This window comes from Marisediminitalea aggregata (genome assembly GCF_900129565.1).
Taxonomy (GTDB): Bacteria; Pseudomonadota; Gammaproteobacteria; order Enterobacterales; family Alteromonadaceae; genus Alteromonas; species Alteromonas aggregata.
Genome location: NZ_FQWD01000001.1, coordinates 1 through 26,709, shown reverse-complemented (window position 1 = coordinate 26,709; position 26,709 = coordinate 1). Strand labels below are relative to the sequence as shown.

Annotated in this window: 20 protein-coding genes and 1 tRNA gene; 18 read left to right on the top strand and 3 right to left on the bottom strand. The window is 46.9% G+C overall.

Annotation, left to right across the window (positions count from 1 at the left end; all coding sequences use genetic code 11):
- Nucleotides 1-104 precede the first annotated feature (104 nt).
- The 3 genes from BUB81_RS00105 (at nucleotide 105) to BUB81_RS00095 (ending at nucleotide 3,413) form a co-directional block, all read left to right on the top strand.
- Nucleotides 105-794 (top strand): alpha/beta fold hydrolase, encoded by a 690-nt coding sequence (locus BUB81_RS00105; RefSeq protein ID WP_073318539.1) that lies wholly within the window; start codon nucleotides 105-107, stop codon nucleotides 792-794.
- Between the two features lie 146 nt (nucleotides 795-940).
- Entirely contained in the window at nucleotides 941-1,558 is a 618-nt protein-coding gene (locus BUB81_RS00100) for an RraA family protein (protein WP_073316582.1), read from the top strand.
- Nucleotides 1,559-1,571: 13 nt separating this feature from the next.
- The gene (locus BUB81_RS00095; protein ID WP_073316580.1) at nucleotides 1,572-3,413 is read left to right on the top strand and encodes an ABC transporter ATP-binding protein; all 1,842 of its coding nucleotides are present in this window, start codon (nucleotides 1,572-1,574) and stop codon (nucleotides 3,411-3,413) included.
- A gap of 568 nt (nucleotides 3,414-3,981) precedes the next feature.
- Here BUB81_RS00095 and BUB81_RS00090 read toward each other — a convergent pair.
- Nucleotides 3,982-4,572 (bottom strand): C-type lectin domain-containing protein, encoded by a 591-nt coding sequence (locus tag BUB81_RS00090; RefSeq protein ID WP_084526059.1) that lies wholly within the window; start codon nucleotides 4,570-4,572, stop codon nucleotides 3,982-3,984.
- A gap of 626 nt (nucleotides 4,573-5,198) precedes the next feature.
- Here BUB81_RS00090 and BUB81_RS00085 point away from each other — a divergent pair.
- Nucleotides 5,199-5,543 (top strand): DUF805 domain-containing protein, encoded by a 345-nt coding sequence (locus tag BUB81_RS00085; RefSeq protein WP_073316575.1) that lies wholly within the window; start codon nucleotides 5,199-5,201, stop codon nucleotides 5,541-5,543.
- Between the two features lie 290 nt (nucleotides 5,544-5,833).
- On the opposite strand, the gene BUB81_RS00080 is transcribed toward BUB81_RS00085, so the two are convergent.
- Nucleotides 5,834-7,639, bottom strand: coding sequence for an acyl-CoA dehydrogenase (locus BUB81_RS00080; protein WP_073316573.1), 1,806 nt, complete (start codon nucleotides 7,637-7,639; stop codon nucleotides 5,834-5,836).
- Nucleotides 7,640-7,817: 178 nt separating this feature from the next.
- Nucleotides 7,818-8,579, bottom strand: a complete 762-nt coding sequence (locus BUB81_RS00075) for a DUF6174 domain-containing protein (protein ID WP_073316571.1) — start codon at nucleotides 8,577-8,579, stop codon at nucleotides 7,818-7,820.
- Nucleotides 8,580-8,864: 285 nt separating this feature from the next.
- Between BUB81_RS00075 and BUB81_RS00070 the strand changes: the two genes are divergently transcribed.
- The 14 genes from BUB81_RS00070 to BUB81_RS00005 form a co-directional block, all read left to right on the top strand.
- Nucleotides 8,865-10,409, top strand: a complete 1,545-nt coding sequence (locus BUB81_RS00070; RefSeq protein ID WP_139241456.1) for a hypothetical protein — start codon at nucleotides 8,865-8,867, stop codon at nucleotides 10,407-10,409.
- 192 nt (nucleotides 10,410-10,601) lie between these two features.
- Nucleotides 10,602-10,678: transfer RNA gene (locus tag BUB81_RS00065), tRNA-Trp, on the top strand.
- A gap of 53 nt (nucleotides 10,679-10,731) precedes the next feature.
- Nucleotides 10,732-11,109 (top strand): preprotein translocase subunit SecE, encoded by a 378-nt coding sequence (secE, locus tag BUB81_RS00060; protein WP_073316567.1) that lies wholly within the window; start codon nucleotides 10,732-10,734, stop codon nucleotides 11,107-11,109.
- Between the two features lie 4 nt (nucleotides 11,110-11,113).
- Nucleotides 11,114-11,662 carry a transcription termination/antitermination protein NusG gene (gene nusG, locus BUB81_RS00055; protein WP_073316565.1) on the top strand — a complete coding sequence of 183 codons (549 nt, stop codon included), beginning with the start codon at nucleotides 11,114-11,116 and terminating at the stop codon, nucleotides 11,660-11,662.
- 210 nt (nucleotides 11,663-11,872) lie between these two features.
- Nucleotides 11,873-12,301 (top strand): 50S ribosomal protein L11, encoded by a 429-nt coding sequence (gene rplK, locus BUB81_RS00050; protein WP_073316563.1) that lies wholly within the window; start codon nucleotides 11,873-11,875, stop codon nucleotides 12,299-12,301.
- Nucleotides 12,302-12,305: 4 nt separating this feature from the next.
- The gene (gene rplA, locus BUB81_RS00045) at nucleotides 12,306-13,001 is read left to right on the top strand and encodes a 50S ribosomal protein L1 (RefSeq protein WP_073316561.1); all 696 of its coding nucleotides are present in this window, start codon (nucleotides 12,306-12,308) and stop codon (nucleotides 12,999-13,001) included.
- 325 nt (nucleotides 13,002-13,326) lie between these two features.
- On the top strand, nucleotides 13,327-13,845 hold the full coding sequence (rplJ, locus tag BUB81_RS00040) for a 50S ribosomal protein L10 (protein WP_073316559.1): 519 nt from the start codon (nucleotides 13,327-13,329) through the stop codon (nucleotides 13,843-13,845).
- A gap of 56 nt (nucleotides 13,846-13,901) precedes the next feature.
- Complete coding sequence (gene rplL / locus BUB81_RS00035) at nucleotides 13,902-14,279, top strand: 50S ribosomal protein L7/L12 (RefSeq protein ID WP_073316557.1); 378 nt, start codon at nucleotides 13,902-13,904, stop codon at nucleotides 14,277-14,279.
- A gap of 284 nt (nucleotides 14,280-14,563) precedes the next feature.
- Nucleotides 14,564-18,592 carry a DNA-directed RNA polymerase subunit beta gene (gene rpoB, locus BUB81_RS00030; RefSeq protein WP_073316555.1) on the top strand — a complete coding sequence of 1,343 codons (4,029 nt, stop codon included), beginning with the start codon at nucleotides 14,564-14,566 and terminating at the stop codon, nucleotides 18,590-18,592.
- A 76-nt stretch (nucleotides 18,593-18,668) separates the two neighbouring features.
- Nucleotides 18,669-22,850, top strand: coding sequence for a DNA-directed RNA polymerase subunit beta' (rpoC, locus tag BUB81_RS00025; RefSeq protein ID WP_073316553.1), 4,182 nt, complete (start codon nucleotides 18,669-18,671; stop codon nucleotides 22,848-22,850).
- Between the two features lie 291 nt (nucleotides 22,851-23,141).
- On the top strand, nucleotides 23,142-23,516 hold the full coding sequence (gene rpsL / locus BUB81_RS00020; RefSeq protein WP_073316551.1) for a 30S ribosomal protein S12: 375 nt from the start codon (nucleotides 23,142-23,144) through the stop codon (nucleotides 23,514-23,516).
- A 74-nt stretch (nucleotides 23,517-23,590) separates the two neighbouring features.
- On the top strand, nucleotides 23,591-24,061 hold the full coding sequence (gene rpsG / locus BUB81_RS00015) for a 30S ribosomal protein S7 (protein WP_073316548.1): 471 nt from the start codon (nucleotides 23,591-23,593) through the stop codon (nucleotides 24,059-24,061).
- 26 nt (nucleotides 24,062-24,087) lie between these two features.
- A complete protein-coding gene (gene fusA / locus BUB81_RS00010) occupies nucleotides 24,088-26,184 on the top strand; it encodes an elongation factor G (protein ID WP_073316546.1) in 2,097 nt (698 codons plus the stop codon).
- A gap of 61 nt (nucleotides 26,185-26,245) precedes the next feature.
- On the top strand, nucleotides 26,246-26,709 hold a 464-nt coding region (locus BUB81_RS00005), incomplete at its 3' end, for a GTP-binding protein (protein ID WP_139241455.1).

Sequence of the window (26,709 nt, the reverse complement as noted above, 5' to 3'; positions counted from 1 at the left end):
TTCTGCCTGACTATAGTTCACAGCACTAAAGTGCTATGTGAATGTCCAGCCACCTGTACTTTAATCCCCATGCGGTTAACAAAAAATTAACAACGGTGGAAACAATGAAAATAGTAAAATTCGCCGGCCTGCTTTTTTTGGCCTCAATCACTTTTGGCGCTATGGCATGTAAAGATGCCGTCGTACTAGTGCACGGAAATACAGCCTCCCCAACCAGTTGGGATAACACTTACAACTTGTTGCTGAGCAACGGCTACAGCAGTAGTGAAATTTTCCGGCCAGACTGGGGCTCAAAGTCCTGTGCCGGGTGTAACAACCATTATGGCAGTGAAGAAACCCCTGTTCGCAATGCCATTGAAGATGCGTTGGCAGCCTCCTGTACCGGTAACATCGATGTAATAGGCCATTCTATGGGCGTAACGCTGGCTGCGCAGCAAATCTCTAAACTGGCAGTGTCGTCATACGTAGATACGTTTGTCGGGATTGCCGGCGCGCTGCGTGGGTTATGGTCATGCGGCGTTTATCCCTACAATGTCTGGAGTTCTACCTGCGGTTACTACGGGTTGTCGGTCCAAAGCCCGTTCTTAGATAGCTTGTATGGAGAACCTCTCGGCGACAAGGTGTATTCCATAAAGAGCAATATCGATCAAATTGTTTGCGCGACGGGTGTGTGTTCTGTAGGTGGGGTGCACAGCAGCCGAATCTGGAATGAAGATGCGAGCTATACCTATACATTAGGGCACTTTGGCCTGCAAACCGATACGGCGTCTTTGCAGGTGAATTTGATTCAGTAACATTTGTTCTCAGCGAGGTGGCCTGCCTCGCTGAATTTATCCTCACTGTCGCATTGTTTATACCGAACATTGCCAAAGCCTACTTCACAGTATTTGCTTAGTTGCTAAGATGGACCTGAATCCAATTCCACATTTCAGGAGTCACCATGAGCATTAATTTTAATGAAGTGTCGGTGTGCGAGTACGCCGATGCACTGCCGCGTGAACAGTTTATGGACTATGCAATACATTCACTGTGGACACCGTCACCTAAAATTTCCGGACCTGCATTTACGGTTAAGTGCCAACCGGGAGACCATTTAATGCTGCATGCTGCCATATACCGGGCAAATCCCGGTGATGTGATTGTAGTGGAAGCCGATGACCAGTTCGCGGTAGCAGGTGGGAATGTCTGTGCAATCGCGAAAAAGCGGGGTATTGCAGGCTTTGTGGTAGATGGCGTGATCCGCGATGTCGGTGAAGTTGAAGAAATGGGGTTTGCGGTTTATGCCCGTGGTGTTATTCCCAAGCCTGGTGCTAAAAAGTGCGTTGACCCGTTAAATCAACCTGTCCAGTGTGGTGGTGTTACTGTGCATCCCGGTGATATCATAGTGGCCGATCAAGAAGGCATTGCTGTTATCCCACAAGCGTCGGCTGCTGAGGCATTTGAAATTGCCAAACAGCGCGCCGAAAAAGACGGTGGAATGACGTTGGATGAGTGGCAAGCCAAACACCATGAAAATGTCGAAGGCATCCTGGCGAAACTGGGGTACCAAGACGCCTGATGTTGAGTAATACATGTTTTCATTTTTTGAGAAACTGACAAACCCGTTCCCTGCTTCACACCCTACCCAGCCACCAAAAAATATGGTGGCTTTTTGTAAACACTACACCCAGGGCATGTGGCCCGTGCTGCTGACCGTGTCGGCACTCAGCGCAATTGTCGCCATGCTGGAGGTGGCCTTGTTCGGGTTTATGGGGCAGTTAGTAGACTGGTTTACCGAACAGGACCGCAGCACGTTTATCGAAAATGAAGGCAATCGCCTGATCATGATGGGATTGGTTGTGGTTGTGCTGATCCCCGGTTTTATTCTGCTTCGCTCGTTGTTTTCCCGCCAGTCATTACTCGGCAATTACCCCATGCGCATACGCTGGCAGGCACACCGCTACTTGCTTAGCCAAAGCCTGACGTTCTTCCAGAACGAGTTTGCAGGTCGTGTCGCGACCAAGGTCATGCAAACCGCATTGTCGGTGCGTGAAACGGTAATGAAGCTGTTGGATTTGATGGTCTACATTGGGGTGTATTTCATCTCAATGGTGGTGCTTATCTTTACCGCTGACTGGCGACTCGCACTGCCGCTGCTTATCTGGCTTGGCGTTTATAGTGTGATTTTGCGCGTGCTGGTGCCCAAGTTAAAGCAGGTTTCCCAGCATCAGGCCGATGCCCGCTCACTGATGACCGGCCGCATTGTTGATAGCTACACCAATATCACCACGGTTAAACTGTTCTCCCACAGTCAGCGGGAAGCGGATTACGCTAAAGACAGCATGGACAAATTCCTGCAAACCGTTTACCCGCAAATGCGCCTGGTAACGGTGCTGGAATTCTGTGTTGAGCTAAGCAATGCACTGCTGATTTTCAGTGTGGGGGCACTGTCGGTGTATTTATGGCTACAACAGCTTGTTACGCCGGGTGAAATTGCGCTGGCGGTGAGCCTGTGTTTACGGTTAAACGGTATGTCTCACTGGGTGATGTGGGAAGTGGCCTCACTGTTTGAAAACCTCGGTACTGTACAGGATGGTATTAACACCCTGGCGCAGCCTATTGCCGTGGAAGACAAACAGAAAGCGCAACCGCTTGCCGTAAACGGCGGACAAATTGAATTCAAGCAAGTGAACTTTGCATACCCTGGTCATAACAATCATCCTGTGCCGGTATTCGAAAACCTCGACTTGACCATAAAGTCTGGCGAAAAGGTGGGCTTGGTAGGACGCTCTGGTGCAGGTAAGTCTACGTTAGTGAATCTGTTGCTGCGATTTTACGATACCACTGGCGGTAAAATACTTATCGACGGGCAGGATATTAGTGACGTTGAGCAGGAATCGCTGCGTGCACAAATCAGTATGGTAACGCAGGATACATCGTTAATGCACCGTTCTGTACGAGACAATATCGTGTATGGCCGCAGCGACGCTGATGAGGAAGCAATGATAGCTGCCGCAACGCAAGCGGAAGCATTTGAGTTCATTCAGCAGTTGTCTGATAAAAACGGCAGAACCGGTTTTGACGCGCAAGTCGGGGAACGCGGCGTTAAATTATCTGGCGGACAGCGTCAGCGTATTGCCATTGCCCGGGTTCTGCTGAAAGATGCACCGGTATTGATTCTGGATGAAGCTACCTCAGCGCTGGATTCAGAGGTCGAGTCGGCAATACAAGAATGCCTGAACAAAGTGATGGAAAATAAAACGGTATTGGCCATTGCGCATCGCCTTTCAACCATAGCTCAAATGGACCGCTTATTAGTGTTGGATAACGGTAAAATCGTGGAGCAAGGCACCCACCAGGAATTGCTCGACAAAGGCGGCATCTACGCCAAACTATGGGCACACCAGACAGGCGGATTCCTCGGTCTCGAATAAGACAGATTGAGGGCTAATTCAAGCCCTTAGAAATCCCCTGTCCCGGGCTAGAGCCTGGTCCTAGCCGAAATGGCTGGCTAGCTCAAACAGTTCAACTCCGTCTTCCCGGCCTTGCGCCGGGATCTTTTGAACAGGCTGATTACCTGAAGCTGTTCAACGCTGTTTTCCAACCTTCACTTAGTTAATCCGTTTGAGTTGGAAAGGTCCCCGCCGTCGCGGGGATGACGAGGGGGCGGAGTTAAGAAGGTGTGGTGCGGAAATGAAGTCAATATTGTGTAGGATACTTCCATAGCGTCTTCCCGGCCTTGTGCCGGGATCTTTTGAACAGGTTGACTACTTCAAACAGTCCTGCGCTGTCTTCTAAAATTCACTTAGTTAATTCGTTTGAGTTGGTAAGGTCCCCGCCTTCGCGCCGGGATCTTTTGAACAAGCTGATAACCTCAAACAGTCCAACGCTGTCTTCCCGGCAACGAAATATCACTATATTTTCAGCTTGGTTTTATTGTTAACAAGCATATACCAGCCGAAAATGGATAAATCATTCGAGAATGTAGCATCTGGTAATTGTTTAGCTAGGTAAGTTTGGGTAATAGCGAGGTTGTTTTCGTGCAGCCAATAGTAAAGTTACCAGGATAATAAATAGTGAGGCGGATGGTGCATCTACAGTGTTAATTTCTACAATACCTGCAAATTCGTTGCTTCCGCTCGCATCGTTCCATGTGCCTGCAGTGGAATGCCACATATGTGCATAGTTTTCTACCCCAAGGCTGTTTGGTTCGCCCGGAGCCCAGTTTGAAAAATTCAAAGGAGCGCCGCTAGACCACGCCCAATGACCTTCTGAAATCTCATCAGTGAGTCCAATCCAAATTTCGCCAAAGTTATGAAAACTAGAGCCGGACAACCCCCACATACCCCACAAAAAATCTTGCTCCTGCTGGGAATTGATTGTCGCTAAGTTGCCACCCAGTGCAATGCCCAAACTTTCTGAATCTTGCCATGTCCCTCTGGATAACAAGTGATAGGTACTATTTTCCCATGTCACGCTATCAACTATTGTTACAGACATCGCTTTATTAGGAAGCGCAATTACGCATGTAAGTATTAATACATTTAGAAATAGACTAAGCCGCATCTTTGTATCCTCAGTTTGTGTACTCATTCGGAAATCAATTAACGCGCATATACTTCTTTTAGAAGTGCTGCATATGACAACCGTAATATGTCACTAAACACGGTAATAAAACCTGTAAGAAAGCTGAAAATAACCTGAAATTTTGATTGATTACGAAGATTTATAGAAGCGAGGAAATCATTGGGTTGGCTATGAAGTTATTGATTTTAAGATCTATGTTGTCGCTTTGTAAAACCAGGAAGTACATGCCTTAGCAACCTATATTACTTACTATTCTTAAATCATTAATTAATGGCTGAGGTGATGGGAGGTGATTAATTAAACAAATTAAGTTTCCATCGAAGCACTGATTACCTCTTCGCTTTTTCGGGGGGGACGAATAGGTGATGTAGGGATCTGGGAAAAAGGTTGGCGCTGGATACAAAACCTTTTATTTCGCAGCGACCTGCACAGCTGTAGTGAAATTACCAAATTACTGATATTTAATAAAAAGCTATGTATTTTATGCCTTGGTTAAGATACGCTGAGCTCTGTATATAAACACTTGTTGTATACCTTCCGAGGAGTATTGAGTGATAACCATTATTCGGTGAGTCAACGTCACTATTCCAATTAAAAAAACATGACTTAGATTGAACAAGGAAATGTTGTATATGAACTACTTCACTCAGGCATTAAAGCAATTTGCAGATTTTAATGGCAGAGCCCGTCGCAAAGAGTATTGGATGTTTTATCTTTTCTATGTGATTTTTTATATAGGTTTGTCGATTGTGGACATGGTGCTCGGCACTTTTATCCTGACACTTATCTTTGCCATTGCACTGCTCATCCCAAGTATTAGTATTGCCGCGCGACGCTTACATGACACCGGTCGCACTGGATGGTGGCAGTTAATCCTATTTGTTCCATTAATTGGCGTCATTGTAATGCTTATCTTCCTTATCCAGGATAGTCATGATGACAATCAGTATGGTCCCAATCCTAAGGCCGCTGCATAGTCTACATGGCTTCTCCGTGAAGGTTCCCGCCTTCGCGGGGATGACGAGGTAGTGAAGCGGGGATGACGAGATTGTAGTGCTGGATTACGAAGAGGTGGTGCTAGATTACGAAGAGGTGGTGTGGGGATTTCGGTACTATTGCGTACGAGCTCTCCCCGCGTCTTACCGGCCTCGTGCCGGGATCTTTTGAACAGGCAGACTACCTCAAGCAGTCCAGTGCCGTCTTCCCGGCTTCGCGCCGGGATCTGAGAAACAACCAGTTACTCTTGAATTACAGTCACAAGTTCCGCTTACAACCAGTCAGGATCCAACTCGAAGCAGCTTTCGTCCATCGATTGCAGTAAATTACACGTAGCGTCGATTTGTGGTAACTCGTAGCGGTAGAAATATCTGCATGCAGAGAGTTTACCTTTTAAAAATAAGCGGCGTTCGTGCCCTGTAGATTCCTGATTTCCTGATAAAGCGACGTGAGCTTGTCGTAACCAAAGCCAGGCAACAACAACATGGCCAAAGGCGTGTAGATAAAGTGTCGCGTTTGTCAGGGCAAGGTTTGCTTGCGAGTCTCGCATGGCTGCTACAAGGGTTTGAGTTGTTGTATCCAACAAAGCTTTGGATTTACCAAGTGCGTCTGCGAACTCGGCTAGTTGGGGAATGGATTTGCATGCTGCAACGGTATTTTGTATTTCATCACTTAACAGTTTGTAGGGAAGGCCATTCTGCATGCTGACCTTTCTTCCCAATAAGTCCAGGGCCTGAATGCCTTCTGTACCCTCATGAATTGGGTTAAGCCGATTGTCGCGATAAAAGCGCTCTACCGGATATTCGCGAGTATAACCATACCCGCCATGAACTTGTATGGCGATGGCGTTGGCTTCCAGGCAATATTTGGACGGCCATGATTTGAGGATGGGCGTCAGGATATCTAACAAGCTGCCTGCGCGTTTAGCTTCCACAGGGTCTGAGCCGTGTGCATGCGTGTCCGCAAGTGTTGCCCCATAAAGTGACAAACAAAGACTACCTTCGACGTAACTTTTTGCAGCCAATAACATGCGCTTGATATCTGAATGAGCGGTAATAGGGAGCTGGGCAGTAGTGGGGTCTTTCTCGTGAGGATGACGACCTTGTGGGCGGTTTCGCGCATAGTCCAGAGCATGAAGGTAAGACGTGTAACCTTGTGACACAGCCCCTACGCCAACCCCAATTCTGGCTTCGTTCATCATTTGGAACATGTAAAGCAAACCGCGATTGGGTTCGCCGACAAGGTAGCCTACCGCACCTTCTTTTTCTCCAAAATTGAGCATGGTTGACGTGGTTCCGCGCCACCCCATTTTATGAATAAGACCAGCCAGATTTACGTCATTACGTTCACCTAAGGAACCGTCTTCGTTAACCAGGATCTTAGGCACAATAAACAAAGAAAGCCCTTTTACGCCTTCTGGTGCGCCCTGAATACGAGCTAATACCAAGTGAATAATGTTTTCAGATAACTCGTGATCACCGCCAGAAATAAAAATTTTGTTGCCTGAAAGCCGGTAGGTACCGTCATCGGCAGGAAGCGCAGTGGTTTTAATATCAGATAACGACGAACCAGCCTGGGGTTCAGTCAGTGCCATCGTGCCCATGAAACGGCCTTCAAGCATTGGTGCCAAATACCGTTGTTTTTGTTGCTCTGAACCGAAGTTTCGAATGACGTTAGCATTGGCGTTGGTCAGTGACGGATAAGAGAGGATGGGCATATTTGCTGCACCGAATATGGCTTTGCAGGCCACTGATACGGTAAAAGGAAGTTGCATGCCGCCTAATTCATAGTCATGCGTTGCTGAGCCAAATCCAGCTTCGTAATATTGCTCTAGTGCTGCCGATACTTCGGGAATGATATCAACTTTGCCATCAATAAATTGTGGCTCATGTTCATCCAGTTTTGCAGCACAAGGTGCAAACCAGTCTCTGGCGATAGAGTAGGCCGTTTCAATGGTTGCGTCGAAAGTTTCGCGGCTGTGATCATTAAAACGCGAATAGGCAGTTAACTTCTCTACGTCCAGTATGTCATATAACAAAAAGTTCAGATCCTGGAAGTTCATTAATGTATTGCTCATACCAACCCTCGCGAATAATAGTCATTGACGCTAAATGAAATAGTCTAATTTGCGAAATATATAACCGCTATGCGGAATTGGTCAAGAGCCAGACCTATTTATTTAAGGTTAATACTGGCCAGGGGATGTGTTACGAGAAGAGGGTGAGAGCACAAAAGACGTGCTCTCAAATAGAAGTTCATTGTGGAGAAAGTTCGACGTCAAGCTGTCTGGGTAATACGTGGCATAGATCCTGTCCAATACCAAAATCTTCAATTTGATAGGCTTGATAACCCGATTTTTCGAAGGTTAATGTATAAAACCCTGGCCGCTCATGCAGCATAGAGATGAGTGCAGAGTCATCGCAATTAACATCTGTGTTATCTACGGACTCAGAGAAATCACCCTCAGTCGCAGTAACAGTCACTCCGCATGCGGCAGCAGTTTGGGTTGATGAGTCAACAATGGAAATATTGAGTCCGCTAAGTACTTCAGTGGTACAGGCTAGGTCTTCACTATTAACGACATTACTTACGTAAAGGGTGTATTCGTCATCGGCAATCCGCTTGCTAATATCGACCTTAATTTTGGTTGGATATCCAAGATCAGGATCGTACTCAACGGTAACAGATTTAGCGCGGCTTTCTTCAAGTGCAATTCGTTCGAACAAACCTGCAATACTTTCTGTGCTAACCTGATCCAACGGCAAGGCAACGTGACTTTCAATAATCGTTTGAGAAACAACCTGGCCTGCATTGACAACCACTAAGCGCGGAAGGGTGTCCTCAAGCATGCAGTTACAGGACTTACTGTACTCAAACTGGTAAGTGTCAATATTCGAGTTTTCCCATTTCGCTCGGTTTTTATTTAGATTTTCGAGTACATTGTTTGAATCGAGTTCACAAGCGGTAAGCAAGTTGGAGGCAGCCACTACCGCGGCCAGGCGAACGAAACTATTCATAACTTTCCTTAGTTTATTAAACATCAATGTTAACCACCATTGTAAATTACATATGGGTCTGTTTCATTGCAATGTAAAAAAACGGTGTACGAAGAATAAGATGAGCACTCCACAATAGTACGAATATTCAAGAATATTTATACAGACCGTTACCAAACCCAAAGCAACAATAATGTGTCTGAAAATTGCTGGTGATTGAGCCATGTATCATTTGATGCCGGGTGACCAATACAATTCCTTTTTTATTGAATATCAATACGCTTTGATGGAAACTGGAATGGTAGATTGGTCAGTACAGTTGCCCGTCAATTGTTGAAGGAAAAATTAAATAAAGGACTAACAGTGATGTTAAAAAAGCTAAGTTGTTTTGTTGTTACAGCATTTATGTTGGGCGCCTGTGGGGGCGGTTCAGATTCACCTACAAATAATACAGGCGGTGGTTCTGGTGGAGGTGGAAACGCAACAACCTATCAGTTGAGCTTAACGAGCGTAGGGGTTAATCAGTGTAACGAAGAATCGCCCCTTACTACTTCCAGAGTGGTTATTCACAATGCGGATTTTACGGAACGTACAGTATTAAATCCTAACTCTAACGGCCAGTTTTCCTACTCGACTTCAGACAGTCACGTGTCTTTTTCTCTTGTCAGTTATCGTGAAATTGAACCCGGTATTTTTCAAACAAATATTCAAACGACCATCTCAGCGCCAACGACAGATTTAGGTGTATTTTATACAAATCACGAAGTCGACGTTGACTGTGGTTGTTATGATGACCTAGTCACTGTTGTTGTACCGGATCTCGTTGGGGAAATTGAAGAAACAACAGTATACCTGGGCGGTAGTCAGACTGTTTCGGATGTTAGCCAACGAACGACAGATGGAGTTCAGGTGCCTCTGGAAATTTGTAGAAATAATGGAGAGAGCATTATAACAGGAAATGTAAGTATAGTTCCTCAGATGCTTAGTCGCGGAATTATGCCTCAACAATTTGTATCGGGCATGACGGTTGAAGCTAGTCTGGATACAACGGCAATTTCTGTTAATTCTCAGTCGGCCAACTCAATCTACAAATATACCTACTCATATATCGATGGTATCGCGCGTTATTCCTCAACAGATTCAACTTATGACGACGATTATTTATATTTGGTGAATGAGCCTACCATTGATGCCCATGAAATAAACGTAACTACCTCAGACACATTTTACCATCCTGAATTTGATTTCGGATTTTATATAATTGCCCGGACTGATATGCATAATGATATAGCCAGCCAGTATGAAATGCCTTTAGCCGATGTGAATGTTGAAAAAATAGTCGACGTCGTTTTAGCCGAAGATAGCCAGTACGACGTGAGTGGCGAAATGCCATCGGCAGACTTGTTTAGAGTGAGTACTGCTTTGCAGACTGAAACTATGCAAGAAAGTTTAGTCTGGGGGATTAGCATGCCAGTAGTGGGTGAGTTCCCAAATATAGATAACTGGGACCCTCTTGAATATCTGGATACTTCGTCAGCGCTATTAGGAGAGCCCGATTCACTCAATCTTGATGTCATATTGGTTGGCTACGAAAATGCACAAACATACGATGACTTTTTGATAAATCAACGTGATTTTGAATCGGGTATATTTGATGTACGTTTTAACCAATATGAACTTGCAGTTATAGTGTTGGAAACCGGTGATACATCACAGTTTGAAGCACCATTGGTCTCACAGCGCGTAACCAACCTGGTAAGACACAATCCTAATCGCAAGAGCGCTGATGAGTTGGCAAGTAGTAATAAGGCCAAAGCAAAATTGAAGCAACAATTAAAAAGTAGATATTAAAATAAGTATCATATGTGACCAGGGGTTGTGGGGCAGAGCATTGTCGGACTAGACGGTAAATGACAAACCTCTTGTATCTGAAAGCTTGTTGGGTATAATACGCGTCCCTCCTTTGCGAAGCCGCACTTTTAATCAAAAAGACGTCACAACTTCACAAGGGTAGTGTAAGTAAAATCAGCCAAAAGCTGTTTTAGGGGTGTAGTTCGAATTGGTAGAACAGCGGTCTCCAAAACCGATGGTTGGGGGTTCGAGTCCCTCCACCCCTGCCAGATAATGTTTTAGTGCAGGTGCACTGCAAAAGCCGTATTGCTAGGGTCGTGAAATGAGCGAAAAAACGGAAAATCCATCCAACTCAATGGACATGCTGAAGTGGTTGATTGTATTTGCCTTACTGGCGGGTGTGATCACTGCAAATTATGTTTATGGTGAAGTGTCAATCTTATATCGTGCCATTGGTGCGGTAGTAGGCGTTGCGGTTGCGGGCTTTATTGCTGCTACAACGGTAAAAGGCGATACGTTTTTGACGTTTGCCAAAGAGTCCCGTTTAGAAGTACGTAAAGTGGTATGGCCTACCCGTCAGGAGCTGAACCAGACTACATTAATCGTACTGGCAGCGACGGCGGTTGCAGCATTACTGCTTTGGGGTATCGATGGTATCCTGGTATGGCTTGTTTCATTAGTGACCGGTATCGGAGCATAAGCGAATGACTGAAGAAAAAGCAAAAAAACGTTGGTACGTTGTTCAGGCATACTCGCAATACGAATCACGTGTTAAGAAAACGCTGCTTGAATACATCAAGATGCATGAAATGGAAGATTACTTTGGTCAGGTTTTGGTACCTACAGAAGAAGTTATCGAAATGCGTGCAGGTCAAAAACGTAAGTCTGAGCGTAAATTCTATCCAGGTTATGTGCTGGTAGAAATGGAAATGAACGAAGACTCATGGCACTTAGTGAAAAGTGTACCGCGGGTACTTGGTTTTATTGGTGGCACATCTGACCGCCCAATGCCGATTTCACAGCGCGAAGCAGATGCCATCCTCAACCGTCTTGAAGAGTCTGTTGATAAGCCGAAGCCAAAAACATTGTTCGAGCCTGGCGAAGTGGTACGTGTTACCGATGGACCGTTTGCAGACTTCAATGGTGTGGTTGAAGAAGTTGATTATGAGAAGAGCCGCGTGAAAGTATCGGTGCTCATCTTCGGTCGCTCTACACCGGTTGATCTGGAATTCAGTCAGGTCGAAAAAGGCTAACAGCCTAATCAAATACAAAGAAGTGGCTTGCAGTATCTGCAAGCCACTTTTTGTTTTTTTAGGGTATAACCCAAAAAACATGAATATAAGGTTGCGTCAGGCTATTTGTTAGCCTATAATTCGCGCCCCTTTTATTGGAACCGGGGAGCCGATTGAGCAAGTAAACTCGATACTTGCGAGGCGTTAGACCCATTAACGAGAGCATTTAAAATGGCTAAAAAAGTAACTGGCTTAATTAAGCTACAGGTTGCAGCTGGTGCTGCTAACCCGTCTCCACCAGTTGGTCCTGCACTGGGTCAGCATGGTGTGAACATCATGGAATTCTGTAAGGCTTTCAACGCGAAAACAGAAAGTCTTGAAAAAGGCGCTCCAGTACCAGTAGAAATTACTGTTTACGAAGATCGCTCTTTTACATTCGAAACTAAAACGCCTCCTGCGTCTTACCTGCTGAAAAAAGCGGCTGGCATCAAGAGCGGTTCAGGTCGTCCAAACACTGAGAAAGTAGGTACTGTTACCCGTGCTCAATTGGAAGAAATTGCCAAGACTAAAGAGCCGGACTTAACTGCTGCTGATCTGGACGCGGCTGTTCGTACAATTGCGGGTTCTGCTCGTTCTATGGGCTTGAAGGTAGAGGGTTAATCGAATGGCTAAATTAACTAAACGCGCACGCTTAATCCGTGAAAAAGTAGACGTAGCTAAAGAGTACGATATCGCAGAAGCGGTTGCTCTGTTAAAAGAACTGGCTACGGCTAAATTCCCTGAAAGTGTTGATGTTGCTATCAACCTGGGCATCGATGCGAAGAAATCTGACCAAAACGTTCGTGGTGCAACTGTACTGCCTAACGGTACTGGTAAAGAAGTTCGCGTTGCTGTGTTTACTCAGGGCGCAAACGCTGAAGCTGCTAAAGAAGCTGGTGCTGACATCGTAGGTATGGAAGACCTTGCTGAGCAGGTTAAGAAAGGCGAAATGAACTTTGACGTAGTAGTTGCCAGCCCGGACGCAATGCGCGTTGTTGGTCAGTTAGGTCAAATCTTAGGTCCACGTGGCCTGATGCCTAACCCTAAGACTGGTACTGTAACGCCAGACGTTGCTACTGCAGTTAAAAATGCTAAAGCTGGTCAGGTTCGCTACCGTAACGATAAGAACGGTATCATCCACGCTAGCATTGGTAAGATCGCGTTTGAAGCTGATCAAATCAAAGAAAACTTGGAAGCATTGCTTGAAGCCCTGAAGAAAGCTAAGCCTTCTTCTGCAAAAGGTACTTACATCAAGAAAGTAAGCCTGAGCACAACTATGGGCGCTGGCGTATCTGTAGACAAAGCGTCTGTAGGTCAGTAATGCTTTGCGTTAGCTTAGGCTAACGCTTCTCTTAAAGGTTATGGGTTGGAGCTGTTGAATATCGCCAAAAGCGAATATCAGTAGCTCCCGTCCAAGACCGCAGGTGTAGTACAGCAAAAGAGGTAAGAGAACTTTTGCATTCAATGTACTACTTAATCACGACAGCCTGCGCAGACGGTGGTTTCGACTCAGACTCTCTGGGATAACGAACACCGTAGAGCGGTGTCATTCACGGGCAACTTAACAGTTATCCGGCAATGGCATCAATCTGTGAACCCTGATTAGTCCAAGTAATTGGTTAATCAGATTTAAAGAGGTGAACTCAGTGGCACTAGGTTTAGCAGCAAAAAAAGAGATCGTAGCAGAAGTTTCTGAAGTTGCGTCTCGCGCTCTATCCGTAGCCGTTGCTGAATACCGTGGGATGGAAGTTGCAGAACTTACAGCTCTGCGCGTACAAGCCCGTGAGCAAGGCGTATACCTTAAGGTAGTACGTAATACTCTGGCTAAGCGTGCATTGTCTGAAAGTAAATTTGCAGACTTGGAAAGCGCCTTAACTGGCCCGCTTATCTACGGCTTCTCTATCGATGCACCAGGTGGTGCAGCACGTCTTTTCAAAGACTTCGGTAAGAAGAACGATAAGCTGAAAGTTACTGCTCTTTCAATTGGTAGTGGCTTACTTGGTCCAGAAAAACTGGATGCAGTGGCGTCTCTGCCTACCCGCGACGAAGCGCTTGCGAAACTACTTGCAACCTTCAAAGCACCAGTTGGGAAATTCGTTCAAACTATCAACGAAGTTCCTGGCAAGTTTGTGCGTGTATTGGCGGCGGTCAAAGACACCAAGTAATTGGCGTTTTTGGCATATTGATTTTTTTAACATTTTAATCCCAGGAGTTTAGAGAAATGGCTCTGACTAAAGAAGATATCTTAAACGCGATCGCTGAAATGCCAGTAATGGAACTGGTTGAACTGATCGAAGCTGCCGAAGAAAAATTCGGTGTTTCTGCTGCTGCTGCTGTTGCAGTTGCTGGCCCAGCTGCTGGCGGCGAAGCTGCTGCTGCTGAAGAGAAAACTGAATTTGACGTTGTAATGACTTCATTCGGTGGCAACAAGGTTGCAGTTATCAAGGCAGTTCGCGGCGCGACTGGTCTTGGCCTGAAAGAAGCTAAAGAAGTAGTTGAATCTGCTCCTAAAGCTATCAAAGAAGGCGTGAGCAAAGATGAAGCTGAAGCACTTAAGAAAGAGCTTGAAGAAGCTGGTGCAGAAGTTGAAATCAAGTAATTTGCATTAGCAAATTACTAGCCAGAAATGGCCTAGGCTGGTGGTTTTTTAGACCACCAGCCTTTTTGCGCTGTAGGGTGTATGGTTTATTACCCTTGACCATATACATCATGCGCCACCACTTGGAATAAAAAAATTAGCAACAAACCAACCAGTTAACTAACCATTTGGTTAATTTTTGGTGTATGCTGTTCGATTGTTCCCTGTGAAAGGGTACTGGAAGTTTGTTGTCGACGTGTATTACGGCAACAGGTTGGGTCTAAAATCAGCAGGCTGAGGAACCCATGGTTTACTCTTATAGCGAAAAGAAACGTATCCGTAAGGATTTTGGCAAACGCCCACAGGTATTGGAAATTCCATACCTTCTTTCAATCCAGCTAGATTCTTTCAAGAAATTTATTGATATCGATCCCGATGGTCAATATGGTTTGGAAGCAGCATTCCGTTCTGTTTTTCCAATCAAAAGTTACTCTGGCAATTCAGAATTACAATATGTGAGTTATCGTTTAGGCGAACCGGTATTCGATGTTAAAGAATGTCAAATTCGCGGCGTAACTTATTCAGCTCCTCTAAGAGTGAAACTTCGTCTCGTATTATTCGATAAAGAAGCGGCACCCGGTACCGTAAAAGATATTAAAGAACAAGAAGTGTACATGGGTGAGATCCCGTTAATGACTGAGAACGGTACGTTCGTCATTAATGGTACCGAGCGTGTTATCGTTTCTCAGCTGCATCGTTCTCCTGGTGTGTTCTTTGATCACGACAAAGGTAAAACGCACTCGTCAGGTAAGGTGTTATACAACGCACGTGTAATCCCATACCGTGGTTCATGGCTGGACTTCGAGTTTGACCCGAAAGATAACCTGTTCGTACGTATTGACCGTCGCCGTAAGTTGCCTGCAACGATTATCTTACGTGCACTGGAAATGGGTACGGAAGAGATCCTGGACACCTTCTTCGAAAAGATTCAGGTTCGCATTGCTGACGACAAGCTGATGATGGAAATCGTCGCTGATCGTCTGCGCGGTGAGACTGCCCAGTTTGACATCCTGGACGCTGATGGCAACGTACTGGTAGAAACCGGGCGTCGTATTTCTGCGCGTCATACACGTGCTTTGGAAAAAGCCGGTGTAACTGAACTGGAAGTACCTGTTGAGTATTTGGTTGGTCGTGTTTACGGCGAAACTTATATTAACGAAGAAACCGGTGAAGTACTGGTCAATGCCAACGATGAACTGACCATGGAAAACATGGCAGCGTTGAGTCAGGCTGGCATTAAAGAATTTACTACGCTGTATATTAACGAACTGGACCACGGTTCGTATATTTCCGATACCCTTCGTATCGACAGCTCAACTAACCGCCTAGAAGCGTTAGTTGAAATCTATCGCATGATGCGTCCTGGTGAGCCACCAACGAAAGACGCGGCAGAAACCTTGTTCGACAACCTGTTCTTCTCTGAAGAACGCTACGACTTGTCTTCTGTTGGTCGTATGAAGTTCAACCGCCGTTTGGGCCGTAATGAACTGACTGGTCCTGGCACACTGGACAAAGACGACATCGTTGCTGTGATGAAGCAACTGATCGAAATCCGTGATGGTAAAGATGAAGTGGACGATATCGACCACTTGGGTAACCGTCGTATTCGTTCTGTTGGTGAAATGGCGGAAAACCAGTTCCGAGTTGGCCTGGTTCGTGTTGAACGTGCCGTTAAAGAACGTTTGTCTTTGGGTGACCTGGACAACGTAATGCCACAGGATCTGATCAACGCTAAGCCTATTTCAGCTGCAGTTAAAGAATTCTTTGGTTCTTCTCAGTTGTCACAGTTTATGGACCAAAACAACCCGCTGTCAGAAGTAACGCACAAGCGTCGTATTTCTGCATTAGGCCCGGGTGGTCTGACACGTGAACGTGCAGGCTTTGAGGTTCGAGACGTTCACCCGACTCACTACGGTCGTCTGTGTCCAATCGAAACCCCTGAAGGTCCAAACATCGGTCTGATCAACTCATTGGCGAGCTTTGCGCGTACCAATGACTTTGGTTTCCTTGAAACGCCTTTCCGTCGCATCGTAGACGGTGTGGTTACCGATGAAATTGATTATTTATCTGCTATCGAAGAAGGTCAGTTTGCGATCGCTCAGGCGAACATTGCACTGACTGAAGAAGGTGCGCTGGTAGACGAACTGATTCCGTGTCGTCACCGCGGTGAAACCACGCTGATGCCTAAAGAAGACATCAAGTACATGGACGTTTCACCACAGCAAATCGTGTCGATTGCAGCAAGCATTATCCCGTTCCTGGAGCACGATGATGCTAACCGTGCCTTAATGGGTGCGAACATGCAACGTCAGGCAGTACCTACTCTGCGAGCTGATAAGCCGCTGGTTGGTACTGGTATGGAACGCACAATCGCTGTTGACTCCGGTGTAACCGTTGTTGCTAAGCGTGGTGGTGTGGTTGATTACGTTGATGCAAGCCGTATCGTTATCAAGGTTGACGAAGACGAAATGTTAGCCGGCGAAGCGGGTATCGACATTTACAACCTGACTAAGTACACCCGTTCTAACCAGAACACGTGTATCAATCAGCGTCCAACCTGTAGTGTTGGCGATCCGATTGTTGCAGGTGATGTACTGGCAGATGGCCCGTCTACCGACTTAGGTGATCTGGCGCTTGGTCAGAACATGCGTATCGCGTTCATGCCTTGGAATGGTTACAACTTCGAAGACTCGATTCTGATTTCAGAGCGTGTTGCGCAAGAAGACCGTTTCACCACTATCCACATCCAGGAATTAAGCTGTATCGCTCGTGATACCAAGCTTGGGCCAGAAGAGATTTCTGCTGATATTCCTAACGTGGGTGAATCTGCACTGAGCAAGCTGGATGAATCTGGCGTTGTTTACATCGGTGCGGAAGTGAAAGGCGGAGACATTCTGGTAGGTAAAGTAACGCCTAAGGGCGAAACGCAACTTACGCCAGAAGAAAAACTACTGCGCGCTATTTTCGGTGAAAAAGCGTCTGACGTTAAAGATACCTCTTTGCGTGTACCAAACTCAGTACACGGTACGGTAATTGACGTTCAGGTCTTTACCCGTGATGGCGTTGAAAAAGACAAGCGTGCGCTTGAAATTGAAGACATGCAGTTACGTCAGGTTAAGAAAGACCTGGGTGATGAGTTCTCAATTCTTGCTGACGGTATCTTTGCTCGTGCGCAGAACCTGCTGTTAAAAGCGGGCGTTGACCAGGCTAAACTGGACAGCGTGCCACGTGAGAAGTGGTTCGATATTCCACTGAAAGATGAAGATGCACAGAACGATTTGGATCAAATCGGTCAGCAGCACGACGAAATCAAAGCTGATTTCGACAAGAAATTTGAAGCCAAGCGTCGCAAGATCACACAAGGTGATGATCTGGCACCAGGCGTACTGAAAATCGTTAAAGTTTACCTGGCTGTTAAGCGTCACATCCAGCCTGGTGACAAGATGGCCGGTCGTCACGGTAACAAGGGTGTTATCTCTACAGTAATTCCTGTAGAAGATATGCCTTACGATGAAAACGGCACGCCGGTAGACATCGTACTGAACCCGCTGGGTGTACCATCGCGTATGAACATCGGTCAGATCCTTGAAACTCACTTGGGTATGGCGGCACACGGTTTAGGCGTGAAGATTGATCGCATGCTGAAAGAGCAGGAAGAAATGGCCAAGCTGCGCAGCTTCCTGCAAGAAGTTTACTCGCTGGGTGACCAACCAGAGCAAGTCGACATCAGCACGTTCAGCGACGACGAAGTACTGCGTCTGGCTAACAACCTGCGTAAAGGTGTTCCAATTGCTACACCAGTATTCGACGGTGCGCGTGAATCAGAAATCAAGGACATGCTGAAGCTGGCGGATATTCCGGAAAGCGGTCAGATTACCTTGTTCGACGGTCGTACAGGTCGCGAGTTTGAGCGTCCGGTTACGGTTGGTTACATGTACATGCTGAAACTGAACCACTTGGTTGACGACAAGATGCACGCGCGTTCAACCGGTTCTTACAGCTTGGTTACACAGCAGCCTCTGGGTGGTAAAGCACAGTTCGGTGGTCAGCGCTTCGGTGAGATGGAAGTGTGGGCACTGGAAGCATATGGTGCAGCTTATACCCTGCAGGAAATGCTTACTGTTAAGTCGGATGACGTTAACGGTCGTACCAAAATGTACAAGAACATCGTTGATGGCGATCACAGAATGGAACCAGGTATGCCTGAATCCTTCAACGTATTGCTTAAAGAAATCCGCTCACTCGGTATCAATATCGAGTTGGAAGAGAAATAAGCAGGCATTCGCCATAATTGATTGAGTTGGCCCGGTTCGCCGGGCCATAGAGACTGACTCCGCCGGGAGAGTATTTGTGAAAGACTTATTAAAGTTTCTAAAACAGCAAAACAAGACCGAAGAATTCGATAATATTCGCATCGGTCTTGCTTCACCAGACATGATCCGTTCATGGTCTTATGGTGAAGTTAAAAAGCCAGAAACCATCAACTACCGTACGTTCAAACCTGAGCGTGACGGTCTGTTCTGTGCGCGTATCTTTGGTCCTGTGAAGGACTATGAGTGCTTGTGTGGTAAGTACAAGCGTCTTAAGCACCGCGGTGTAATCTGTGAAAAATGTGGCGTTGAAGTAACGCTGACCAAAGTACGTCGTGAGCGTATGGGTCACATCGAACTGGCAAGTCCGGTTGCGCACATTTGGTTCCTGAAATCACTGCCGTCTCGTATCGGTCTGATGCTTGATATGACACTGCGTGACATCGAGCGCGTGCTGTACTTCGAATCATTTGTAGTAACAGAGCCTGGTATGACAACGCTTGAGCGCAGCCAACTGCTGAGCGAAGAAGAATACCTGGACGCACTGGAAGAACACGGTGATGAGTTTGAAGCGAAAATGGGTGCAGAAGCCGTATTCGACCTGTTGAAAGTACTTGACGTTGATGCAGATGTTGCAGCTATGCGTGAAGAGTTGCCTTCAATTAACTCTGAAACCAAGCGTAAGAAAATCACCAAGCGTCTGAAGTTGCTTGAATCATTCCAACAGTCTGGCAACAAGCCAGAATGGATGATCATGACAGTACTGCCAGTTCTGCCACCGGACCTGCGTCCTCTGGTACCTCTGGACGGTGGCCGTTTTGCGACGTCTGACCTGAACGACTTATACCGTCGTGTTATCAACCGTAACAACCGTCTGAAGCGTCTTCTTGACCTGGCGGCACCTGACATCATCGTACGTAACGAAAAGCGTATGCTGCAGGAAGCGGTAGATGCATTGCTTGATAACGGTCGTCGTGGCCGCGCTATCACAGGCTCTAACAAGCGTCCTCTGAAATCACTTGCCGATATGATCAAAGGTAAGCAAGGTCGTTTCCGTCAGAACCTGCTGGGTAAGCGTGTTGACTACTCTGGTCGTTCTGTAATCACCGTTGGTCCTACACTGCGTCTGCACCAGTGCGGTCTGCCTAAGAAAATGGCCCTTGAGCTATTCAAGCCGTTCATTTATGGCAAATTAGAAGGCCGTGGTCTGGCAACGACTATCAAAGCTGCTAAGAAGCTGGTAGAACGTGAAGCGCCGGAAGTATGGGACGTGCTTGACGAAGTAATCCGTGAGCACCCTGTGTTACTTAACCGTGCACCAACACTGCACAGATTGGGTATCCAGGCATTTGAACCTACCCTGATCGAAGGTAAAGCGATCCAACTGCACCCTTTAGTGTGTGCGGCATACAACGCTGACTTCGACGGTGACCAAATGGCGGTTCACGTACCGTTGACTATCGAAGCACAGCTTGAAGCCCGTGCGCTAATGATGTCAACGAACAACATCCTGTCTCCAGCAAACGGTGAGCCAATCATCGTACCTTCACAGGACGTTGTATTGGGTCTGTATTACCTGACTCGTGACAAAGTAAACGGCTTAGGTGAAGGCATGGTATTTACCAGCCCGCACGAAGCTGAGAAAGCGTACCGCACTGGTAACGCAGAACTGCACTCACGCGTTAAAGTTCGTATCACTGAATACGACGTAGCAGAAGACGGTACGAAAACTGAAAAAGTAACGCTGACAGATACCACTGTTGGTCGTGCTATCTTCTCGTTAATCCTGCCAAAAGGTATGCCTTTTGAGCTGATTAACCAGGCAATGGGTAAGAAGCAAATCTCTGGTCTGCTTAATGCCTGTTACCGTCGTCTGGGTCTGAAAGATACCGTTATTGCGGCTGACCAAATCATGTATACCGGTTTCCACTACGCGATGATCGCGGGTGCGTCTGTTGGTATCGACGACATGGTTATTCCTGACGCGAAGAAAGACATCATTGAAGCTGCAGAAGCCGAAGTAATCGAAATCCAGGAACAGTTCCAGAGTGGTTTGGTTACAGCGGGTGAGCGCTACAACAAAGTTATCGATATCTGGTCAAACGCGAACGAAAAAGTTGCGAAGGCCATGATGGACAACCTGAAAACTGACGTTGTTATCAACGCCAAAGGCGAAGAAGAAGAGCAGACCTCATTTAACTCAGTGTTTATGATGGCCGACTCCGGTGCTCGTGGTAGTGCCGCACAGATTCGTCAGTTAGCGGGTATGCGTGGTCTGATGGCTAAGCCGGATGGCTCAATCATCGAAACGCCAATCACGGCTAACTTCCGAGAAGGTCTGAACGTACTACAGTACTTCATCTCAACGCACGGTGCGCGTAAAGGTCTTGCCGATACCGCACTTAAGACAGCGAACTCCGGTTACCTGACTCGTCGTCTGGTTGACGTTGCCCAGGATTTGGTGATCACAAACTCTGATTGTGGCACGTTCGAAGGGGTTCTGATGACGCCTCTGATCGAAGGTGGTGACGTTGTTGAGCCGCTGCGTGAACGTGTACTGGGTCGAGTTGTAGCAGAAGATGTTTACAAGCCAGGTACCGAAGAAGTATTGGTTGAGCGTAACACCCTGTTAGACGAAGCACTGGTAGACATGCTTGAAGCCAACTCGGTAGACCAGGTTCAGGTTCGTTCTGTAATTACCTGTGACAACGACTACGGTGTGTGTGCTGCCTGTTACGGCCGTGACCTTGCACGTGGTCATATCGTAGGTAAAGGTGAATCTGTTGGTGTTATCGCTGCTCAGTCAATCGGTGAGCCGGGTACACAGCTTACCATGCGTACGTTCCACATCGGTGGTGCTGCATCACGAGCGTCTGCAGAGAACAGCGTACAGGTTAAGACAGCAGGTAGCCTGAAGCTACATAATGCTAAGTACGTACGTAACACAGACGGTAAAGTGGTTATTGTTTCACGTTCAACCGAACTGACAATGATCGACGACCAGGGTCGTGAGAAAGAACGCTATAAAGTGCCTTACGGTGCGGTACTGTCTGTAGATGACGGTGCAAGTGTTGCTGCTGGCGACGTGGTTGCTAACTGGGATCCGCATAGTCACCCAATCATCGTTGAGCGTGATGCAAAGATTTCATTTGCAGACATCGACGATTCGAACACCGAAATGCAGCAGGATGAGCTGACCGGTCTGACCCGTATCGTGGTTAAAGATCTGTCTAAGGTTAACGCGAAAGAGCCTAAGCTGATTCTGGAAAGTGAAGAAACAGGTCTGCAAGAAATCCGCTTACCTAGCTTTACGACCATCGAAGCCTCAGAAGGCAAGATGGCCAGCGCCGGTGACGTATTGGCCCGTATTCCTCAGGAAAGCTCGAAGACACGTGACATCACGGGTGGTCTGCCTCGCGTAGCTGACTTGTTCGAAGCTCGTAAGCCTAAAGAGCCTGCGATTCTTGCTGAAGTGTCAGGTACCATTGGTTTCGGTAAAGAAACTAAAGGTAAGAAGCGTCTGGTTATTACACCGAAAGACGGCGATCCATACGAAGAGATGATTCCGAAGTGGCGTCAGCTTAACGTGTTCGAAGGTGAGACCGTAGAAAAAGGTGAAGTTATCGCTGACGGCCCTGAGTCTCCACACGACATCCTGCGTTTGCGTGGTGTGAGTGCGGTGTCTAACTACATCGTGAACGAAGTTCAGGAAGTATACCGTCTGCAAGGTGTAAAAATTAACGATAAGCACATCGAAGTGGTCATCCGCCAGATGTTGCGTAAGTGTTTGATTACTGCACCGGGCGACACGCAATTCCTGGAAGGCGAACAGGTTGAAGTGGCAGCAGTGAAAATTGCTAACCGCGAAATGGAACGTCAGGGCAAACTGCCTGCGCTTTATGAAATCCAGTTACTGGGTATCACCAAAGCGTCACTGTCTACAGAGTCATTTATCTCTGCAGCCTCGTTCCAGGAAACAACCCGCGTACTGACAGAAGCAGCGGTACAAGGTAAAGAAGACGACTTACGTGGTCTGAAAGAGAACGTTATCGTTGGTCGACTGATTCCGGCTGGTACCGGTTTCGCATATCACGAAAAACGCGCTCAACGCCGTCAACAGGCAATGGCAGAATTGTCAGTGTCTGCGGCTGAAGCAGAACAAGCGCTTACTGAAGCATTAAACGCGGAAGTATCGTCTGGTGAGTCTGCCTCAGAAGAGTAAGCACATTCCGGTGATTGCACAGTTAATCACCGGAAAGTCCTGCTGACAGAGGTAAATTGCAGTTAAATCTGTGGTTAACCTTTGTACAGCTTGACAGCTTAGGCTTTGATCATTAATATTCCGCGACCCAAATAGGCAGTAGGCTAAAAGCCAACCTATAAAAGGTCGCGGTTTTTATTTTTAAAGCCGCAACAGATTGCGACGAGCACGTAATCTGAGACGCACAAGCGTCAACATAATCCGACCCGGTATGATTCCGGGTTTTTGTAGTTTTTAATCAGGAGCTTGTTAATGGCAACAGTTAACCAGTTAGTGCGCAAGCCTCGCAGAAAGCCCGTTGAAAAAAGCAACGTTGCTGCCCTGCAAGCTTGTCCACAAAGACGTGGTGTATGTACTCGTGTATATACTACTACGCCTAAGAAACCAAACTCAGCACTGCGTAAAGTATGTCGTGTACGTTTGACCAACGGTTTTGAAGTTTCTTCATACATCGGTGGTGAAGGTCACAACCTGCAAGAGCACAGCGTTGTTCTTATTCGTGGTGGTCGTGTTAAAGACCTTCCAGGTGTTCGTTATCACACTGTTCGCGGTACGTTGGACTGTGCAGGTGTAAGTTCACGTAAACAAGCGCGTTCTAAGTACGGCGCGAAGCGGCCTAAGTCTTAACGGTTCTCCGTTAGTAAGGCCAAACTTAAATTTTAGAGTTTTGGGTTATCCCTGAATTCCACGGAGAATAGAAGATGCCAAGAAGAAGAGTCGTAGGTCAACGTAAAATCCTACCTGATCCTAAGTTCGGATCACAGTTGCTTGCAAAATTCATGAATGTCGTAATGCTCGACGGCAAGAAATCTGTAGCAGAAAAAATTGTTTACGGTGCGCTTGATATTGTTGCTGAAAAAACCGGCAAAGACCACCTGGACGTATTCGAAGAAGCTCTGGACAACATTCGTCCTACTGTAGAGGTTAAGTCACGCCGCGTTGGTGGTTCAACTTACCAGGTTCCAGTAGAAGTTCGTCCGGTTCGTCGTAATGCACTGGGTATGCGCTGGCTGGTAGAAGCGGCACGTAAACGTGGCGAGAAGTCAATGGCTCAACGCCTTGCTGCTGAAATGATGGATGCATCAGACAACAAAGGTTCTGCGGTTAAGAAACGTGAAGACGTTCACCGTATGGCCGAAGCGAACAAAGCGTTCGCACATTACCGTTGGTAATCAACGTTATAAACTGAGAGAGACGTATGCCTCGTAAGACCCCAATTGAACGTTATCGTAATATTGGAATAGTTGCGCACGTAGACGCGGGTAAAACCACGACTACGGAGCGTGTACTTTTTTATACCGGTTTATCACATAAAATTGGCGAAGTGCACGACGGTGCTGCGACCATGGACTGGATGGAACAGGAGCAGGAGCGGGGAATTACTATTACCTCTGCTGCGACTACGTGTTTCTGGTCTGGTATGCAACAACAGTTCGAGCAACATCGCGTCAACATTATCGATACTCCCGGACACGTAGACTTTACCATCGAAGTGGAGCGTTCATTGCGCGTACTCGACGGTGCAGTGGTCGTTTTTTGTGGGTCTTCGGGCGTTGAGCCTCAATCAGAAACCGTCTGGCGACAGGCGAATAAATATCACGTTCCTCGCATGGTTTTCGTCAATAAGATGGACCGTGCAGGAGCGGATTTTGAACGGGTTATTGGTCAAATCCGTAAGCGTTTGGGTGCTAATTGTGTTCCGATTCAGCTTAACATTGGCGCAGAAGACGAATTCCGCGGCGTCATCGACCTGGTAAAGATGAAATCTATCAACTGGAACGCCGATGATCAGGGTATGACATTTACCTATGAAGACATCCCGGCGGAGCTGGCAGATAAAGCTGAGCACTATCGCACCGAAATGGTCGAAGCGGCCGCTGAAGCCAATGAAGAGTTGATGGAAAAGTATTTGGAAAACGGCGAGCTGAGTGAAGATGAGATTCACGAAGGTCTGCGTATTCGTACACTCAATAACGAGATTGTGTTGGCCACCTGTGGTAGCGCATTTAAAAACAAAGGTGTACAAGCCGTCCTGGACGCCGTTATTCGTTATTTGCCTGCACCCGTCGATGTACCAGCTATTAACGGTATATTACCGGATGAAACGGAAGGCGAGCGTCATGCTGACGACAACGAACCGTTTTCTGCATTGGCATTTAAGATAGCGACTGACCCGTTTGTGGGGACGCTAACGTTCTTCCGTTGCTACTCCGGTGTCGTTAATACCGGCGATACCGTATTTAATCCGGTGAAGAGCAAGCGGGAACGTTTTGGCCGTATCGTACAGATGCACGCTAAAGATCGTGAAGAGATTAAAGAAGTTCGTGCAGGGGACATCGCCGCTGCTATCGGACTGAAAGATGTTACCACCGGTGACACCTTGTGTGATCCGAACAACGTGATCACATTGGAACGTATGGAATTCCCTGACCCGGTTATTTCGATTGCCGTTGAGCCAAAATCAACCGCCGATCAGGAAAAAATGGGTATTGCGCTGGGTAAACTGGCTGCAGAAGACCCCTCGTTCCGCGTTAAAACAGATGATGAAACCGGCCAGACAATTATTTCTGGCATGGGTGAGTTACACCTCGATATTATCGTGGATCGCATGAAACGCGAATTTAAAGTTGAGTGTAACGTAGGTAAGCCTCAGGTTGCCTATCGCGAAACACTCCGCAAATCTGTGGAAGTGGAAGGCAAGTTTGTCCGTCAGTCGGGCGGTCGCGGCCAGTTTGGTCACGTCTGGCTGCGTATTGAGCCGCAGGAAGAAGGCAAGGGTTACACGTTCGTTAACGAAATCGTTGGCGGTGTAGTACCTAAGGAATTCATTCCAGCGGTAGACAAAGGTATTCAGGAGCAAATGCAAAATGGTGTGTTGGCTGGGTATCCGGTACTCGATGTAAAGGTTACTTTATTCGACGGTTCTTACCATGATGTTGACTCTTCTGAAATGGCGTTTAAGATCGCCGGTTCAATGGGCTTTAAAAAAGGTGCCGCCGAAGCGAATCCTGTCTTGCTTGAGCCCACTATGAAAGTTGAAGTAACCACTCCGGAAGACTGGATGGGTGACGTTGTTGGCGACCTAAACCGTCGTCGCGGTATGATCGAAGGTATGGAAGATGGCGTGGGCGGCATAAAAATTGTTCGTGCAAAGGTGCCACTTTCTGAAATGTTCGGTTATGCTACTGACCTGCGTTCTGCTACGCAGGGGCGCGCCTCCTATTCAATGGAGTTCTTCAACTATGCCGAAGCCCCGAATAACGTGGCGAAAGCAATCATTGAGGCACGAAACTAAATTTTGAAGGTTCGGTCCGGTCTGCTATTGGGTCGGACTTTTAACTTAGGAAACGAGAAAAATGGCAAAAGAAAAGTTTGAACGTACGAAACCCCACGTAAACGTGGGTACAATCGGCCACGTTGACCACGGTAAAACCACTCTGACTGCAGCAATCACTACTGTTCTTGCAAAGACTTACGGTGGTTCTGCTCAAGCGTTCGATCAAATCGATAACGCGCCAGAAGAAAAAGCACGTGGTATCACCATCTCTACTTCACACGTAGAGTATGACACTCCTACTCGTCACTACGCACACGTAGACTGTCCTGGACACGCTGACTATGTTAAAAACATGATCACTGGTGCTGCTCAGATGGATGGCGCGATCCTGGTAGTAGCTGCGACTGACGGCCCAATGCCTCAGACTCGTGAGCACATCCTGTTAGGTCGTCAGGTAGGTGTACCTTACATCATCGTATTCATGAACAAATGTGACATGGTTGACGATGAAGAGCTGCTTGAGCTGGTAGAAATGGAAGTTCG